11 protein-coding genes and 1 riboswitch are annotated in these 16,321 nt (G+C 37.7%); of the genes, 3 read left to right on the forward strand and 8 right to left on the reverse strand.

The window, feature by feature from the left end; genetic code table 11:
• Nucleotides 1–186: 186 nt before the first annotated feature.
• From J8L85_RS12675 to J8L85_RS12700, 6 genes are all read right to left on the reverse strand, one after another.
• Nucleotides 187–1,632 carry a carbon starvation protein A gene (locus tag J8L85_RS12675; RefSeq protein WP_211017745.1) on the reverse strand — a complete coding sequence of 482 codons (1,446 nt, stop codon included), beginning with the start codon at nucleotides 1,630–1,632 and terminating at the stop codon, nucleotides 187–189.
• A gap of 70 nt (nucleotides 1,633–1,702) precedes the next feature.
• Nucleotides 1,703–3,250, reverse strand: coding sequence for an arylsulfatase (locus J8L85_RS12680; RefSeq protein WP_211017746.1), 1,548 nt, complete (start codon nucleotides 3,248–3,250; stop codon nucleotides 1,703–1,705).
• 26 nt (nucleotides 3,251–3,276) lie between these two features.
• Nucleotides 3,277–4,962, reverse strand: a complete 1,686-nt coding sequence (locus J8L85_RS12685; RefSeq protein ID WP_211017747.1) for an FAD-dependent oxidoreductase — start codon at nucleotides 4,960–4,962, stop codon at nucleotides 3,277–3,279.
• A gap of 164 nt (nucleotides 4,963–5,126) precedes the next feature.
• Complete coding sequence (locus J8L85_RS12690; RefSeq protein WP_211017748.1) at nucleotides 5,127–6,578, reverse strand: RagB/SusD family nutrient uptake outer membrane protein; 1,452 nt, start codon at nucleotides 6,576–6,578, stop codon at nucleotides 5,127–5,129.
• A gap of 19 nt (nucleotides 6,579–6,597) precedes the next feature.
• Entirely contained in the window at nucleotides 6,598–9,885 is a 3,288-nt protein-coding gene (locus J8L85_RS12695; RefSeq protein WP_211017750.1) for a TonB-dependent receptor, read from the reverse strand.
• Between the two features lie 213 nt (nucleotides 9,886–10,098).
• Entirely contained in the window at nucleotides 10,099–11,256 is a 1,158-nt protein-coding gene (locus J8L85_RS12700) for a FecR family protein (RefSeq protein ID WP_211017752.1), read from the reverse strand.
• Between the two features lie 117 nt (nucleotides 11,257–11,373).
• On the opposite strand from J8L85_RS12700, the gene J8L85_RS12705 reads away from it, so the two are divergent.
• The 3 genes from J8L85_RS12705 (at nucleotide 11,374) to J8L85_RS12715 (ending at nucleotide 14,447) form a co-directional block, all read left to right on the forward strand.
• Nucleotides 11,374–12,021, forward strand: a complete 648-nt coding sequence (locus J8L85_RS12705; RefSeq protein WP_211017754.1) for an RNA polymerase sigma-70 factor — start codon at nucleotides 11,374–11,376, stop codon at nucleotides 12,019–12,021.
• 263 nt (nucleotides 12,022–12,284) lie between these two features.
• A complete protein-coding gene (locus J8L85_RS12710; RefSeq protein ID WP_211017756.1) occupies nucleotides 12,285–13,112 on the forward strand; it encodes a LytTR family DNA-binding domain-containing protein in 828 nt (275 codons plus the stop codon).
• Between the two features lie 120 nt (nucleotides 13,113–13,232).
• Nucleotides 13,233–14,447, forward strand: a complete 1,215-nt coding sequence (locus J8L85_RS12715; RefSeq protein WP_211017757.1) for a hypothetical protein — start codon at nucleotides 13,233–13,235, stop codon at nucleotides 14,445–14,447.
• Between the two features lie 96 nt (nucleotides 14,448–14,543).
• Here J8L85_RS12715 and J8L85_RS12720 read toward each other — a convergent pair whose 3' ends face one another.
• Together J8L85_RS12720 and pnuC are read right to left on the reverse strand one after the other, a co-directional pair.
• Nucleotides 14,544–15,545 (reverse strand): acyl-CoA dehydrogenase, encoded by a 1,002-nt coding sequence (locus J8L85_RS12720; RefSeq protein ID WP_247656651.1) that lies wholly within the window; start codon nucleotides 15,543–15,545, stop codon nucleotides 14,544–14,546.
• Nucleotides 15,532–16,131, reverse strand: coding sequence for a nicotinamide riboside transporter PnuC (gene pnuC / locus J8L85_RS12725; RefSeq protein ID WP_211017759.1), 600 nt, complete (start codon nucleotides 16,129–16,131; stop codon nucleotides 15,532–15,534). The genes J8L85_RS12720 and pnuC overlap by 14 nt, the downstream gene beginning before the upstream one ends.
• A gap of 52 nt (nucleotides 16,132–16,183) precedes the next feature.
• A riboswitch (TPP riboswitch) is annotated at nucleotides 16,184–16,292 on the reverse strand.
• Nucleotides 16,293–16,321: the final 29 nt, after the last annotated feature.

Raw genomic sequence — 16,321 nt, forward strand, 5'->3', positions numbered from 1 at the left:
CATACTCTTCTCTCCTTTTCTAGAACGGAGATTACAGGCACCCCATTAAAGCCCTGTTAAAAAAGCTTGCCGGCACTCTTTTATTGCGTGCTTCAATTAGAAATGGCTACCAAGTCTATGAACAAAAAAAGAGCCACAGTTTCTTGTGACTCCTTTTTAAAACTAAACTAACAACTCAAATAATACTTAGATTTTGGTCGTTTGATGACCTTTTTGTCTTTTGATGATCAGCATCAGAAATAAAATACAAACGATAATGGTTATGATTCCACCCAAAACGTAAGATGTTGTATTGTCCAATTCAAATCCTTCTGGCGCGATCAAAATATAGGTAGTGCATACCATGGTCATAAAAACAGCAGGAATCAGCGTAATCCAATAAAACTTATCCGTATAGACCAAATACGCGGTAATGGTCCATAATACAACCGTCGCCAAGGTCTGGTTACTCCATGCGAAATAGCGCCAGATGATACCAAAATCTACCTGCGTTAAAATAAACGCTACTACAAATAAGGGGATGCTTAGGTATAATCTATTCTTAATTTTCTTTTGATCTACCTTAAATATGTCGGCAAGGATCAAGCGGGCGGACCTGAACGCCGTATCGCCAGAAGTAATCGGGGCAGCTACAATGCCTAACAATGCTAAAAAACCTCCGATCGTACCCAGCATATTGGTAGATATCTCATTAGCTGCCCAAGCTGCGTTACCATTATTAGCAAGCATGGCATCATTAAGTAAATCTACATTGCCAAAAAAGGTCATTGCGGCCGCGGCCCAAATCAAGGCTACAATCCCCTCCGTAATCATGGTGCCATAAAATATTTTTTTACCAAAAGTTTCATTTTTTAAACATCGGGCCATTAACGGGGATTGCGTTGCATGAAATCCTGAAATGGCCCCACAGGCAATGGTTACAAAAAGAATTGGAAACAAAGGTGTTTCCTCAGGGTTCTTGGTCATATTTCTTAGATTATCAGGTACCATTTCAGGAATGGTATAATCTCCCCAAAAAAGAGCGATGAGCAATCCGATAGCCATTAATAACATAGCCAACCCAAAAAGGGGATAAATTTTACTTATTACTTTATTGATAGGCAATACGGTCGATAGAATATAATAGAGTAAAATTATACCCACCCAAATCCATAAATTCCAAAAATTACCGGTCATTTCAGCTATGATCTTAGCTGGCCCCATTAAAAAAACGGTTCCAACAAAGATCAACAACACAATAGTGAAGAGCCTCATTAACTGCTTCATATTGTTTCCTAAGTAGACCCCTACGACCTCACTAATGCTTAGTCCATCATGTCTTAACGACAACATTCCCGAGAAGTAATCATGAACACCACCCGCAAATATGCTTCCCAAAACAATCCATAAAAAAGCTGACGGACCAAACATCGCTCCGGCAATTGCACCAAAAATAGGCCCTAAACCTGCAATATTCAGAAATTGAATCAGAAATATGCGCCATGCAGGCAGCGGTACAAAATCTACATCATCCCTTAATCTAACAGCAGGTGTCTCTTGGTTTTTATTAATGACGAAAACACTTTCTACAAGCTTGCCATAAATAAAATAACCTAGAATCAATACTACAATAGAAATAATGAATGAAACCATCTGGAAATATAATTATTAGATTATTCGACTCTTTGCTACTAACACACGCTTAAATTAAGAATGGGATTTTCTATTTTTCAGACACCGTTCCGGAAATTATACCACGTAATTCTTTATGCATTTCAGCTGCCACATCAGAATTTTCCGTGATTATGTTATTAGATTCGGATTCGTCCTCGTATAAATCATATAACTGGCCCTGAGCCGAGTCATTTTGCGGTGCAATAAACTTCCATTTCCCCTTTCTTAATCCCATTAGATTATTTGAAGACTGAACAACTACAGATTTTCTAACATCTTTTTCTTCGCCCAAAAGGTTCATGGATTGGTCATAACTATCTATGGCCATATTTTGTGGCACGTTAAAATTAACGATCGAACCAAGGGTTGCAAGTACATCGTTCAAGGCAAAGATCTTATCCGATTTGACACCCTGGGGGATATTTCCCGGCCATTTGGCTATAAGAGGAGTACGAACCCCTCCTTCCCAAATGGTCCATTTAGAACCTCTTAAACTACCGTTCGGATGATGTTCATTCTTGTTTGGCCCTTTTTCTTTAACATCCGACAAATTATTACTTGCGTTTGCCAAATCTATATGAACACCTGTTCTCTCGAACTGAGAACCGTTATCACTGGCGAAAAGGACGATCGTGTTTTCTGCTTGCCCTAAACTATCGAGCGTATTCAATATTTGCCCTACATAGCTATCCAGTTCAGAAACATAATCACCGTACAGCCCAGCTTTTGTGGTACCTATAAATTCATCGCTTACCGATAACGGCACATGGGGAACATACGGTGCATAATATAGAAAAAAGGGATTTTCTTTTTTCTGTCTTGCTCGCTCACTTAAAAATGCGATACTTTTCTTGGTGATACGTTTAAGGTATTGATTGGCCGGAACGATCTCAATATGATCTTTTCCTTTTGCCGAATCGATGTTATAGAATTCATGCCCAAGCGCCGCAACAATAGTATTGCCATCCATTATCCAGCATTCACTTGCGCAACTAAATCCGTACCAATTTTCAAAACCATTATCGACCGGGCCTCCGCTGATCGGTTTTTGTAGATCAATATTCGCACCATTGTTCTCTGCCTTAAATTTTCCATACCCGGCAGGTTTAGCCCCGTCCAATGTAGGAAATGTGGCCCCCAAGTGCCATTTACCATACCCGGCCGTCGTATAACCTGTTTGCCGTAACATTTGCGGTAAGGTCAGTTGGCCTTTATCCATCATAGATGGTTCATAATTTGACAAGACACCTGATTTTTTCCAACTTCTAAAAGGATACGTTCCGGTCATCAGTGCATACCTAGACGGCGAACAGACCGAAACAGGGCAATACGCGTTCGTAAAACTTATACCTTCAGATGCCAATTTATCTAAATTAGGGGTAGGTACCAGAGATTTATCATTATATGATCCCAAGTCACCATACCCAAGATCATCTGCAAATATCAGTACAATGTTGGGCAGGGGTTTCTGTTCTTCTTGTACGTTCGTACATGAAATAAACATAAACGTACTCAGCAGTACAATAGCACTTATTAGAGAACCACTGCCTTTTAAATGTTTGATCTTATTTATACTATCTTCCGATGCTAAATTCATGAAACCGTTATTTAAACTTTCTAGAATTACTCAAGACGTTGACCATTTTTCAATAAAATGGACCTTAAATTTTCATAAGAAATGTCTTGAACCGATTTTTCAGAATCAATTGCCAAAGAAGCTGCGGTTGCCGCAGACTCCCCTAAAACCATAAATACCGGTTCCATTCGTATCGATCCAAACGCAATGTGGGTAGAACTAAGACAAACCGGAACTATCAAGTTTTCGCACTCTTCCTTTTTGGGCACCAAAGACTTATAACTTATTGGATATGGGTCAAAACCGTGGGCTTCTACATTACCCTCATTTTGAACATAACCATTGGCATCTACATAACGTTGCACATTGTGCGAGTCCATAGTATATGCGGCCAAGCCAATAACGTCCTCGGCTACTTCGAGCCCCTCACAATTTTGCTGTGTCATAACATAATCGCTGATCATACGCCTGGCTTCACGAACATATAATTGTTGTTGCCAACCATCTTCTCTTTCAAATTCATCTTTTGTAGTGCCCCATTTTGAAGCCTCATCGCGCACTTCCTTCGGAATCCTTGGGTGATTGGCCAAAGTCCACATTAAGCCCATTTGGTAGTTACGGTGGTCTTCGATTATTTTTTCCCTCTCGGCATATGATGCTTCTGGATAGTTATAGTTTTTTCCTATAAAATCAGTTGAAAACCCAAATCTATTATTCGAATCGGTCTTGCGATTTGGCATACTGGAATTTATCAATGGCAACAACGGACCTCCTTTATAGTACATATCACGTACAGACCCTTTGCGAGCTTCATAATTTCTAAAAAGAAGTTCATAATCCTGCTCATTATAATTTGCAGGTTTTTTGAATGGAATGCGATTGTCCGGATGATCGGTCAAACACATCCTAAAACAATAAGCCTGAATTTTATTGTCTCCTTCCCCCTCAACACCAGGTTTTTCATTAACATTGGGCAAAAGACCGCTCTCTGGGTCCCCTTTAACTATGTAGGGATCTACCCTTGGTATAAAATTGTGGTTAGCTGCATTTATAGAAATCAAATGGGTCAGAGACACGTTATAGTTGTTCGGTTGAACGCCGTTTAGGGTTTCTCCGTATTCCGCATTACCTTCACGACCCACCGTATAACTTACTCCTGCAGTGGCCATTAAATCACCTTCATACGTTGCATCAAGAAACACTTTACCTATAAATCTCTTTCCACTTTCCATGGTAATCGAAGCAATCTTTCCGTTCACCTTCTCTACGCCCGAATCTCTATTTAACCGCTCGTTATATATTACTTTGACCTTCTCTTTTTCTATCATGTCATGATAAACGGATAATGCCGCAGAAGGCTCAAAAGTCCACATGGTAGGTTCTCCTTCTTCCGTACGGGATTGGCCTCCATCTTTATAATCGGATTTCCGTTCCCATTTCCAGTTGCTTTCTTCATCATAATATGTTTTGATATTGGTATAAAATTCCCTGGAAATACCTCCAATGGCCTGTTTGTTACCTATATCCGTTTGGCCCAATCCTCCTGTGGTCAGGCCGCCCAATCTGTTGGTAGGCTCAATCAATACTACCGACTTGCCCATTCTACTGGATTGAATAGCTGCTGCTACTCCTGCCGAAGTACCTCCGTAAACAACTATATCATATTTCTTTTTTTGGGCATGTATACCCTGAAACATCAATATGAGGGCAATAACCCCTAATAATTTTTTCATTTCCTATTGTTTTATCATTAATACCTAGTTGTTGTTTTATTCTAAACAAGAATACAAGTAGTAATTTTTCTTAAAACCTATGATTACAACTTATAGTTCAGATATGTAGACATTAGAAAAATACAGGCCTTTTAACAGGCCTGTATTCCTATGCACCATCTATATTAATACCCAGGATTCTGATCAGACTGATTTACAGCCGGGTTATTATTTATTTCATCTTCGGGTATTGGCCATAAGAGACGTTCATCTATTACGGTTTTTCCTGCAGCGGCAAAAGCTTCTTTAACTTTTCCTGTACGTTTTAGATCGAACCAACGTCTACGCTCTAACAAAAACTCATATCCTCGCTCTTGCAATACGGTATTTTCAAAATCAGCAGCGCCCATTCCAGAAGAATAATCCACCGGAGATGCCGTATTCGGATCATATCCATAAGCTCTTCTCTTTATCATGTTCAAACGCTCCAAGGCAAGTGCCGTTGGACCACCATTGGCTTTACTGGCCGCTTCTGCGTAAAATAAATATGCTTCTGTAAACCTATAGATAGGTACACTATAAACATTTTGCCCAGAAGTGTTGGAAATAAACTTTTTAAAGAGCATTGGTACCGTTTCAGGTAAAGGCACCCACTCCCCTTCTGCATTCTGATACTGCGTATATAAATTAAAATCCTTTCGCAAATCATTATCGTCCCAACTATCACCAATAAATGAATTGGTATCAGGAAGCCATGCAAAGAAACCAGAAGACGAATAATTGTATGGTAATGCCTGTCCTCTGTGTATATATGTTGGAATACCGGAAGTTTTTGTTTCAGAATGATGCACCGACATAATATCTTCGGTACTGGTGTCCACAGCAAAAATCTTATAAAAATCATCTGAGGCTTCAACTTCAACTAAGCTATATGGGCCGTTAACGATTACATCATCGGCTTTGTCAGCTGCCGCTTCCCAATTTTCCAAGGTTAAATAAACATGGGCCAATAGCATTTTTGCAGCCCATTTAGAGGCTCTACCCGTTTGTCCTTCTACTTCGCCAAGACCACTTTCTGCAGTCAAGGCATCGGCAATAATCAATTCGTACACCTTACTTTCGGGTTCCCTTGGGGCTTCTATAGAACTCAAGTCTACACTTTCTTGTGTCTTGATCGGTACAGCACCCCAACCACGAACCAATTCAAAATAACTTAAGGCCCGTAAAAAGTGTGCTTCGGCCAAAATCTTTTCTTTCGCGTCTGCATCTATATCATCTATACCTGGCACATTATCTAAAATGGCATTGGCTCTATTGATCGTAGCATATAAAGATGACCAATTTGAGGCACACCTACCAATACTTGTCTGGTCTAATATCTGGTCCCAAATAGTGATCGGGGCTTGCGACCCTCTTCCGAAAAGAAAATCTCCGTGCAGCTCTGTCATTAAATAATGGTTCATACCAAAAAAGTCGCTTTGCATACCAGCATATACACCGACTATAGCGGCTTGTGCATCTTCCTCGTTATTATAGAAGTTAGACTTGGAAACAAAATCCTTGGGAACTTCCTCCAATGTTTTATCACAAGCAGAGAAACATATGATTATTATTAATCCTAAAACTATATTTTTCATAATGTTATGTCTTTATAAATTAAAATCTAAATTTTAGGCCCATGGCATAGATCTTGGCACTAGGATAACTGCTTTGATCGTGACCAAATCGCAATCGATCTCCAATATTACTAGAATCTGTTCCTCTTGTGTTGGCCTCTGGATCGATACCCGAGTATTTTGTGAAAGTGAACAGATTGGTACCGCTAATGTATAACTGGAGCATATCAAATCCGTTTAGACCTATATCGGAAACAGGAAAATTATAGGCCAATCTCATTGATTTTACACGCAGATAACTGGCATCTTCTATAAATCTATCGGAAACCGTTATTTGGGTTGCACTACTTATTTTTGGGTATTTGGCATTAGGGTCAGGATTCTCCGCTGTCCAATAATTTCCAATTATATCCCTAAACTGATTGTTACCTCGTTGAAAAGAATTTAAATGTGTTCCATTGGTCGCATTAAACAATTCATTTCCTTGTACACCCTCCAACATTACATTTAATTCAATCCCCTTGTAACTGAAATTAGATGTTAATCCATAGATGAAATCTGGATGATAACTACCCAAAATCACACGGTCTTGCGTGTTTATCAACCCATCTGGAACTCCATCGGGTCCGCTTACATCTTTATATTTAATAAAACCGTCTTCATCTAAACCATCTTCCAGAAGTCCATAAAAGACTCCTAAAGGCTCTCCTTCACGTGCAATATTTGCACTTGGCCAAACTGCACTTTGGGCCGCGCCAAAAATATCGCTGTCACCGGCAAGCTCTATTACCTTATTTCTATTGGCAGAAATTTGAGCTGAGATATCCCATTTAAAATCGTTTCTTAGTATATCGGCATCTACACTAAATTCAACTCCTGAATTTTGTATTTCTCCAAGATTTGTAAGAATTGAGCCAAACCCGACACTTGAAGGAAGCGGTACCGAAGCAAGTAAGTCTTTCGTATTCTTTTTGTAGTAATCAAAAACAAACCTCAATCGATTATTAAATAGGTTAAGGTCAAATCCAACATCCAACTGTCCTGTAGTTTCCCATTTCAATTCGCTATTGGAGATACCGGCAGGATAAAAACCGATAACATCCGTCTGGTTACCAAAAATATATTTTGTAGTATTCAATCTATCCAGTGATTGATAAGGACTAAGTGCCGTGTTACCCGTAATACCATAACTTGCCCTTAATTTCAGGTTAGAAATGGTAGCGCTGTTTTTAAGAAAGTTCTCATCTGAAACACGCCATGCCAAAGCTGCTGAAGGAAAATATCCCCATTTATTATCTGCCCCGAATCTAGATGAGCCATCAGCCCTGATACTGGCCGTAACCATATATTTTCCGTCATACGAGTAGTTTACCCTAGAAAGAAAAGAAGCCAATGTCCAGTCAAAATAACCCGACCAAGGATTACCAACAGTCTCGGCCGCGGCCAAATTAAAGTTCTCCGTAATATTATTGGAAAAGCCACTCACATAAATTCCGGAATAACGGTTCATTTGTGTTTGATACGTTGCCCCTCCTATTACGTTTAAACTATGTTTTTCATTGAAGGTTTTAGAGTAAGTCAGGATATTTTCGGTAAGAAAAGAATTAAAGTAGTTATTTCCTTCTTGGGCCGACCCCCTATCGTTTTCATATACGATCGGATTAAACTGCTCGCTACGTAAGTTTCGATATTGCAACCCTAATAAAGTCTTAAAAGAAAGACTCGGGGTTATCTGAAAATCGAAAGTTGCATTTGCCAAGGCACTATTAGAAAAACTTAAGTTTTTATTAAGGGTGGATAATAATGGATTTCTCATATCGGCCGACCCAAAATTATACACCTGTCCTATTTGTGTAGGTAGGCCTTCTTCATCATATAATGGAAGTGTAGGAGGCGCAGAGGCAGCCGCAGAAAGCATTGATGTACCACGGTATCCATTGTCTACATTAACAGTATTTGTCTCATTTCTAGACAACTGTATGTTAACACCCATTTTTAACCAACTTTTTAATTCTTGATCTAAATTGACCCTAACAGAACCCCTGGTCACACCAGAATTTTCAATGATACCATCCTGATCATAATAATTACCAGAAATAGAATACCTTCCTTTTTCAGAACTTCCAGAAAAAGTTACCGTATGGTTTTGAACCGGTGCGGTTCTAAAAATAGCACCCAACCAATCTGTTCCTGGATTTTCTATTTCAGAAATATTAAAATATGGCTCCAAACCTTCGTTTTTAAGCCATTCATTGGCTATAGTCGCATATTCTTTGGCATTAAGCACATCATATTCATTTATGGCTTGTTGCATACCAAAAAAGGTATTGATCTCCACTTTACTTTCTTGATCTTTCTTACCCCTTTTAGAGGTTATAATTACGACACCGTTTGCACCACGAGATCCATAAATTGCGGTAGCGGAGGCATCTTTTAAAATATCAACCGATTCAATATCCGCAGGATTTAGATAATCGATACCACTAGTTACCGGAAACCCGTCCACCACATACAATGGCTGATTATTACCGATCATAGAATTTCCTCCTCTGATTCGCACCTCTATTCTAGAACCCGGTGTACCTGAATTTTGAGAAACCCTAACCCCAGAAGCCCCAACCTTAAGTGCCTGAGCCATATTGTATACGGGAACCGATTCTAATGTTTCGGTTTTAACTTGAGAAACCGACCCTGTCAAATCGGCCTTTTTCATGGTTCCGTACCCCACTACAACAACTTCTTCCAAACCTGCTGCGCTTTCTTCCAATACAACATTAATATTGGTACGCCCTTGCAGCGAGACCTCTTTAGTGGCAAAGCCCAAATACGATATAATTAAAACGGCATTCTCATCTGATGTAGTTATAGAAAAATTTCCGTCAAAATCTACGGTAACACCATTTGTGGTACCTTTCACAATTACATTTGCGCCTGGCAACGGTGCCCCGTCAGTATCGACAACAGTTCCAGAAACTGTTTGTTGGTACATCCCAACATTCAATGTTTCATTTTTCTGGTTATTAGCCTCTACATCTTTTTTCAAGAGTATTTTACGGTCTGTAATCTCATACGATGTATTTACATCCCTGAACAAAAAATCTAAAACCCTATTAATAGGTGCATTTTGCAATTTAATGGTCACCCTTCTTTGTAAATCGACAGATTTTGTATTGAAAAAAAATCTGAATTCACTTAGACTTTCTATTTCATCTATAACCTCCCTAACGGTAGAATTCTCTTTTTCAATTGAAATCTTCGTCTTTTGAGAATAAGAGCTGGCTTGCATAAGGAAACTTATTGCAAGAAAAAAAAGAAGTGATAACTTCATTTTTAAGTAATAATTTAAGCGCCAAGGAAGACAACCCGACGACATTGGTGGTTTTTTCATAATTTTGAGTGTTAATTTGTGATTACGCTTTAAGTGTGGTCATTCTTATAAATCGGGAAATGTTACAGCATTTTCCGATTTTTTTATTTTGATATAACAAAATTTAAAAACGACCAGATGTGATCGATCGGTCTTATTTCATATGATTATGGTTTAGTTAATTATTATTTTGTTCTCTACAATTTGATATTCTATCTTATATACCTTGTTAAAATATTTGAATACCTGTTCTATTGTTTCATGCTCCATCTCTACAGTGGCATTAAATTTTTCGGTATCGAGCTCTCTATTATTATTAATGATTACCACATTATAATGCCGCTCTAACTTTTTAATGATGTTTTTAAATGATTCATCCCTAAAAATGAGATTCCCGTTCATCCAAGACGTATATATATCGGTATTTACTTTCTTATCGGCGATCGCACCTTCCTCTTTATCAAAAACCCCCAAATACCCAGGTTTTAAATAAAATTCTTTGTCAGCACCTACTTCCATTAAATTTGATAGGCTTACAGACCCTTCCACCAATACTACTTTCGTTTCACGATCCTCGGTATAATTGGAAACATTGAACTTAGTACCATAGACCTTTACATCTAAATCTTGAACATTTACGACAAACTGTTGGTTTACATTTTTACTAACCTCAAAAAAGGCTTCTCCTTTTAATATTACTTTTCGTGGCTTGTTTTTTTGAAAAAAGGTAGGGTACGTAATAGAACTACCTGCATTAAGATGCACTTTGGTACCATCGGACAGCACTACACCAAATCTTTTTCCTTTTGGAATGCTCAATGTGTTATATTCTGGAGTTGGATCGGCATGTGAATCATAAATTATCTTACTATCGTCCTTATTTCCAACTACATTGCCATCGGCATCCACAATGGTCATAGAATCATCTTCCCTTATAACCTGTTTCTGTCCATTGCCAAGCTCCAATGTAATTACATCTTCCCTAGGGCTCACCACATTGCTCGTTTTTTCGGTAAACAAATTATCGTTCACTAAAAAGCCCAATCCTAAAAATACTATGGCTATGGCGGCGTACTTAAAGACATTTAACAGTATGGTTTTATGGGCCGCTTTTTTCTCATTGTGAATTTCCTTTAAAAGTTCATCCCTTACTTTATCTATTTTTGAATCGTTCATGGCTACGTTAATCGCGAAATGGGTTTGAACATATGACTTAAAAATCTCATGGTTTTTTTCTTCCGCAAGCCAATTGTTCAACATATCCAAATCGTTGATATCGGCTGACTGGGAAAAATACTTTACTATAGCATTTTCTATTTTTTTTAAACCCATCGAATTTTTCTCCTTTCTAATTAATACAAGCGAAATTTACAATACCCTAACTTTTTTTTGATATTTTTTTCATAATCACATATTTTTTGCCGTTAATTTGTCAAATAACCACATTTCATGAATAACGAAGAAAACAGGAAGTTGATAGAAAGACTCATTTCGGGGGAAGAAAAAGCGTATATGTTTCTTTTAGAAAAATATCATAAACAATTGGATGCCTACGCAATAACGTTAACCAATGATCAATCTTCGGCACAAGACATTGTTCAAAATGTATTTTTAAAAACATGGAAATCCAGAAAGAAACTTAATCCGGAATTTTCTATCCGCAACTTTCTTTACAAATGTGTTTATAACGAATTCTTAAATCTATACCAGCAAAACAAGGCCGTTACGTTATTACATAAAAAGCACATCGAATATGCTTATGAGGTAGCTGTTGAGACAGATGACGCCAGTATGCACAAAATGATGGCTATTGTGAACAAGGAAATTCAAAAATTGCCTCCAAAATGCAAAAAAGTATTTGTACTTAGTAAAAAGGAAGGACTCACAAATAATGAAATAGCCAATTATCTAAATATATCCATTAAAACCGTAGAGGCCCAAATAACCAAGGCATTTAAAATTTTAAAAGATAAATTAGGCGAGAAATACGAAACAATATTGTTTCTTCTTATTGGTGATAGTATAAGAAAATTAAAGACGGCCCCACAGGCAATGGTTACAAAAGAATTGGAAACAATAACTTTAATGAAGTTTTAGAAAAATAGATAGTTCTAACTAGGGAAAACTTACACTAGAAGTGGGAAGCCTACAAAAGCAATAAACAAAACTACCAGATTTAGTGATACATCAAAGTTTCTTACTCTTCCACTTAAAAATCGTCAATTAGAATATTTTGTTTATTAAATTTAAAATCACAATTTAACCCGTTCAGTATGGATTTATGAATTTACATTTCAAATCTACACTGCGCATAGCTAAACCATTCATCATAATTATCAGGATAATCGAAAAAGAAATAAATGATTTCATTGAATAAGACCATCGCATATACCAAAAATTGGAAACACACTTTTTGGACTGCGTTATTGTTAGGTGTATTACTTCCACTCTTGTTAATTACCTTAGAACCTTTTGATAATAGCAATAGTTTTTCTTATAAATATGTGATTCTTTCAGGTTACGCGCTTTGCATAACAATCCCCATACTACTTGTTCATCCGATAGAAAATTACTTTTACAAAAGTCAAACAAAACGTTGGTTCATACTAAATGAGGTTTTTTATATCATCTCAACACTCTTTATTATATTTCTCTTTGCCTTTTTTTATCATTTCTTTATAATAAGTGGTCGAACATCGTTTACTTTCGATTTGATATGGGGTTTTATAAAATCTTTCGGATTTCCGTTCATACCTATTATAGTCCCTTTTTGGTTGTACCTACGTTCTAAATATGGTTTAATAGAAGTTCCGATGTACGATGAAAAGAACATCGAAAAAAACAAAACCATTACTATTAACGGAAACAACAAATCTGAAACTTTAAAAATTTTCGAGTCGGATTTTGTTTTTGCGAAAGCGCAACAAAATTATGTGGATGTTTATTATAAAACCGAAATAGGGATTCAACAAAAAACCTTTCGTAATACCTTATCGAATATTATGAAACAATTACCCAAGGCATGGCAAGTACATCGCTCTTACTTGGTTAATCTGGATTATCTTAAATCTCTAGAAGGAAACGCCAGAAAACGTTTTATTAGAATTTCTGCAACTGAAGAAACCATTCCTATCTCTCAAGTGTATTACGAAGCTTTGCATAAAAGGCTTTCAAATTCGTCCCAATAGCCTTCAAAATAATCCCAAACACTTCAATTTTAAACCAAATATTTCAAATTAATCACACTTTTTTTTTGCTTTTATTTTTTTGGATTCTATTTGTAGAGATCTTAAAAAAAGCAAAAAAAAATGAATATCCGTACACTCTTTATATTAGTGGTTTCTATTGTATTTTTTACAAGTTGCTCATCAAGTAAATATGTAAACTATTTAAAAGAGCATACCGAGGTGGTTAAAATGAAAGATACACTTTGGTTCAATTCATTAGATAATAATTTTTATCAGAACAAACTTTTTTTATTGGGTGAAGTGCACGAAGTTGAAACTTCGCCCAGAATTGATTTTGCACTATTTACCCAACTTAACGAAAAAATAAAAATAGACGTTTATTTGGCAGAAATGGATATGGCCCAAGCCTATTACCTCCATGAATATTTAAAAGGCTCAAATAATCTTGAGCTCAAAAATATATTAAAAAAATGGCCTGTTTTTATAGGTACCGTTTCTAAGCAATACAGAAATAAATGGGAAAAAATGAGAGCATATTATAAACTACTTCCTGAAAATTCAAAATTTGAACTTGTTGGTATCGATAGAATTGCGGACTTTGATCTAGTTAGAAAATTGTTGAAAGAAAAACTGCCTGAAAAATATCATAAAGAGATTCAGAGCGAAAACGACTCCTTAATTTCATGGTCTATAAGCAACCTAACCAATATTATACAAAAAGAAAAAATAAGATTAAACAAGAACACTATTGATTTACTGTCAAATATCGAGTTCAACCTTTCTAATTACACACAAACCAGAAGCAGAGACAAATTTATGCACCAAAACTTCAAAAGGATGCACGAACAAAATCAATGGAAAAATAAGAATATCTATGGGGGATTAGGGTTTTCTCATACGCTACAGGCCTACAACTACACTTTTGCCGGACGCATAAAGAAAGACACAACATTACGCTATAAAGATAGAATGGTGAGTCTAAACAGCTTGTATGTCGATTCTAAATTAACTGTAGACAGCAGGGCATTACCTAAGTTTATGCAAGACAAAGGGAAAGAATTTACAAGACTAAACTACTCACAAGACAATAGACTATTTATGTATATACAAGGCATAGCCGACTATAAAAGGGTAACAGACCCCAAGACCATAAGTTTGATCAAGTTAGATGCCCAAGGTTCACCTTATTTAAATTCGACCAGGGGAACTAAAGTAAAAAAACTGATAACTGTTTGGGATGCTTATGACATTTTAGAAGGGACATCTACCACGGACTATGCACAATACATATTTTTTGTTCGAAATTCGGATTGGATTCAACCCGACGAAAAGTAACAGCCTGCAATAAACTATAGCCGTGAAGAGACATTAAGACCTGGGTTCTATGCTTAAAGATTAAAAAATCAGATTCTTTGAGCTTTTTTATTGATACTATTTTCTAAAAATATGGTGCTGCGTAGCGGTAAAAAAATCTCTGAACACCAAGTTGATACAATGGCCCTCACTGGCCGCACGGATCCCCAAACCGGGAAAAATTTCTATTATGGCCCGCGCAAGCGATTGCACCGAAGCTGTCGCCTTTTGGTGTATATCGCCGATCCATGCTTCAGGAACCCTATCGCCCCCGGCAACCTTCTTGTGCATGCGATCCGCAAAATCTATGACTGCGGCATCGGCATTTTCAATGGCCTTTTGAAGGCTTTCCAACTTTTCAACTGAGCCTATCAGCTCTTTCGCCTCTTCTAAAAAATGGTCTGCCATTCCAATATAATTAACCCAAAGCGTTAAGTCGGCAAATGGGCCAAAGGGTATTTTGAATATAGCATGGGGTTGGTGTACATCATGGTATACAAAGCTGTATTTGGCATGCACCCATTTAGAGGCAACCTCAAAAGAGTCTGTAGCCGTGGCCTTTAATCCCACGGTATTCCAATCCTTAATGATCCTCACCTCTTCCTTTTTTATTACAAACGAGCGTATCAACGGAGAGCCGTCTGCCTGTAATATATCTTTGCCATTCTCCCGTATCTTGGCATTTAAGGTAAAATGGGTCAGAAATGGGGCTCCGGTAGCATATTTCCATGTACCCGATAACACATAACCATCCCCTACCCTTTCCGCAACACCAAAAACACCACCGCTTCCCCCAAAACATATGGGCTTCTCCTGATCTTTAAAAATTTCATCGGCCACGGGTTTTTGTAGATTTCCGATAAAAAAATTGGCACCGCTACACAGGGTTACGGTCCACCCCAAGCTACCATCGATCTTCGCCAGTTCCCTCAATTTTCTTAATCCATCGGGTAATGCCATTTCGAGTCCGCCATAAGACTTGGGCACCCACAGGTTCCATAAATTTTCTTGGGCAATGCGATCCAATACCCTTGGGGAGAATTCCGCCTGTCCAAAATCGAATTCGTTAAACTCTTTCATAGATACCGTCATTTTCTTCTGCAATTATTTTTTTCCATTTGATATAGCCAGAGATAGCCACCATGAACAAAAAGGTGGTCAGTCCTGCATAAATGAACAAGCCTTTATAGATCAACAAGGGTATAGAGATAAAGTTGCTGATATTCAGATACACCCAACATTCGATCTTTCTTTTTGCCATCTGCCACATACCGGCCCATGCAAAGGAACAGGCCACGGCATCCCAATAAGGCACATCAGAATCGGTGTGCTGCCCAAGCCAATAGGCCATTAGCACAAAACAGGCAAGAACAATGCCCAAAGCAATGCCATGCTCTCTTTTATTAGAATATGAAATGGGTGTTTCCTCTCCTTTTTTACCCAATTTCCAATAGACCCATCCGTAGATACTCATGACCAAATAGTATAGGTTGAGCAAAATATCGGCATATAGCTGCGAACTATACATCACATAGATACCGATCAATATGGAAATAATGCCAAAAAGGTAATTGTGCACATTGTTCTGCCGTGCCAAAAGTACTTGGGCCACGCCAAAGGCGGTGCCGATCCATTGTAATACGATCAATGATAAAAAGAATTCCATTTGCATTTGGTTGTCCATCACTATTATGGGGTACCAAAAATGGAATCTAGGGCGAATGCCCTACCAATTTCCCTACGCCAGCATTACCTGGATCAGGTGCGAAGTGGTCCACTTCCGGGTATGATCTCAGCCCTGTTAAAAGGGCACCCCAATGTATGGCGTAAATATAGGAAATAGTTGTTGATTTCAT

This window comes from Maribacter sp. MMG018 (genome assembly GCF_018100785.1).
Lineage (GTDB): Bacteria > Bacteroidota > Bacteroidia > Flavobacteriales > Flavobacteriaceae > Maribacter.

Excerpts from the sequence above, each read along its gene's own strand:
- J8L85_RS12675 (WP_211017745.1), bottom strand. The coding sequence starts at position 1,632 with ATGGTTTCATTCATTATTTCTATTGTAGTATTGATTCTAGGTTATTTT.
- J8L85_RS12705 (WP_211017754.1), top strand. The coding sequence starts at position 11,374 with ATGAATAACGAAGAAAACAGGAAGTTGATAGAAAGACTCATTTCGGGG.
- J8L85_RS12695 (WP_211017750.1), bottom strand. The coding sequence starts at position 9,885 with ATGAAGTTATCACTTCTTTTTTTTCTTGCAATAAGTTTCCTTATGCAA.
- J8L85_RS12715 (WP_211017757.1), top strand. The coding sequence starts at position 13,233 with ATGAATATCCGTACACTCTTTATATTAGTGGTTTCTATTGTATTTTTT.
- J8L85_RS12700 (WP_211017752.1), bottom strand. The coding sequence starts at position 11,256 with ATGGGTTTAAAAAAAATAGAAAATGCTATAGTAAAGTATTTTTCCCAG.
- pnuC (WP_211017759.1), bottom strand. The coding sequence starts at position 16,131 with ATGGAATTCTTTTTATCATTGATCGTATTACAATGGATCGGCACCGCC.
- J8L85_RS12680 (WP_211017746.1), bottom strand. The coding sequence starts at position 3,250 with ATGAATTTAGCATCGGAAGATAGTATAAATAAGATCAAACATTTAAAA.
- J8L85_RS12710 (WP_211017756.1), top strand. The coding sequence starts at position 12,285 with ATGATTTCATTGAATAAGACCATCGCATATACCAAAAATTGGAAACAC.
- J8L85_RS12685 (WP_211017747.1), bottom strand. The coding sequence starts at position 4,962 with ATGAAAAAATTATTAGGGGTTATTGCCCTCATATTGATGTTTCAGGGT.
- J8L85_RS12690 (WP_211017748.1), bottom strand. The coding sequence starts at position 6,578 with ATGAAAAATATAGTTTTAGGATTAATAATAATCATATGTTTCTCTGCT.
- J8L85_RS12720 (WP_247656651.1), bottom strand. The coding sequence starts at position 15,545 with ATGAAAGAGTTTAACGAATTCGATTTTGGACAGGCGGAATTCTCCCCA.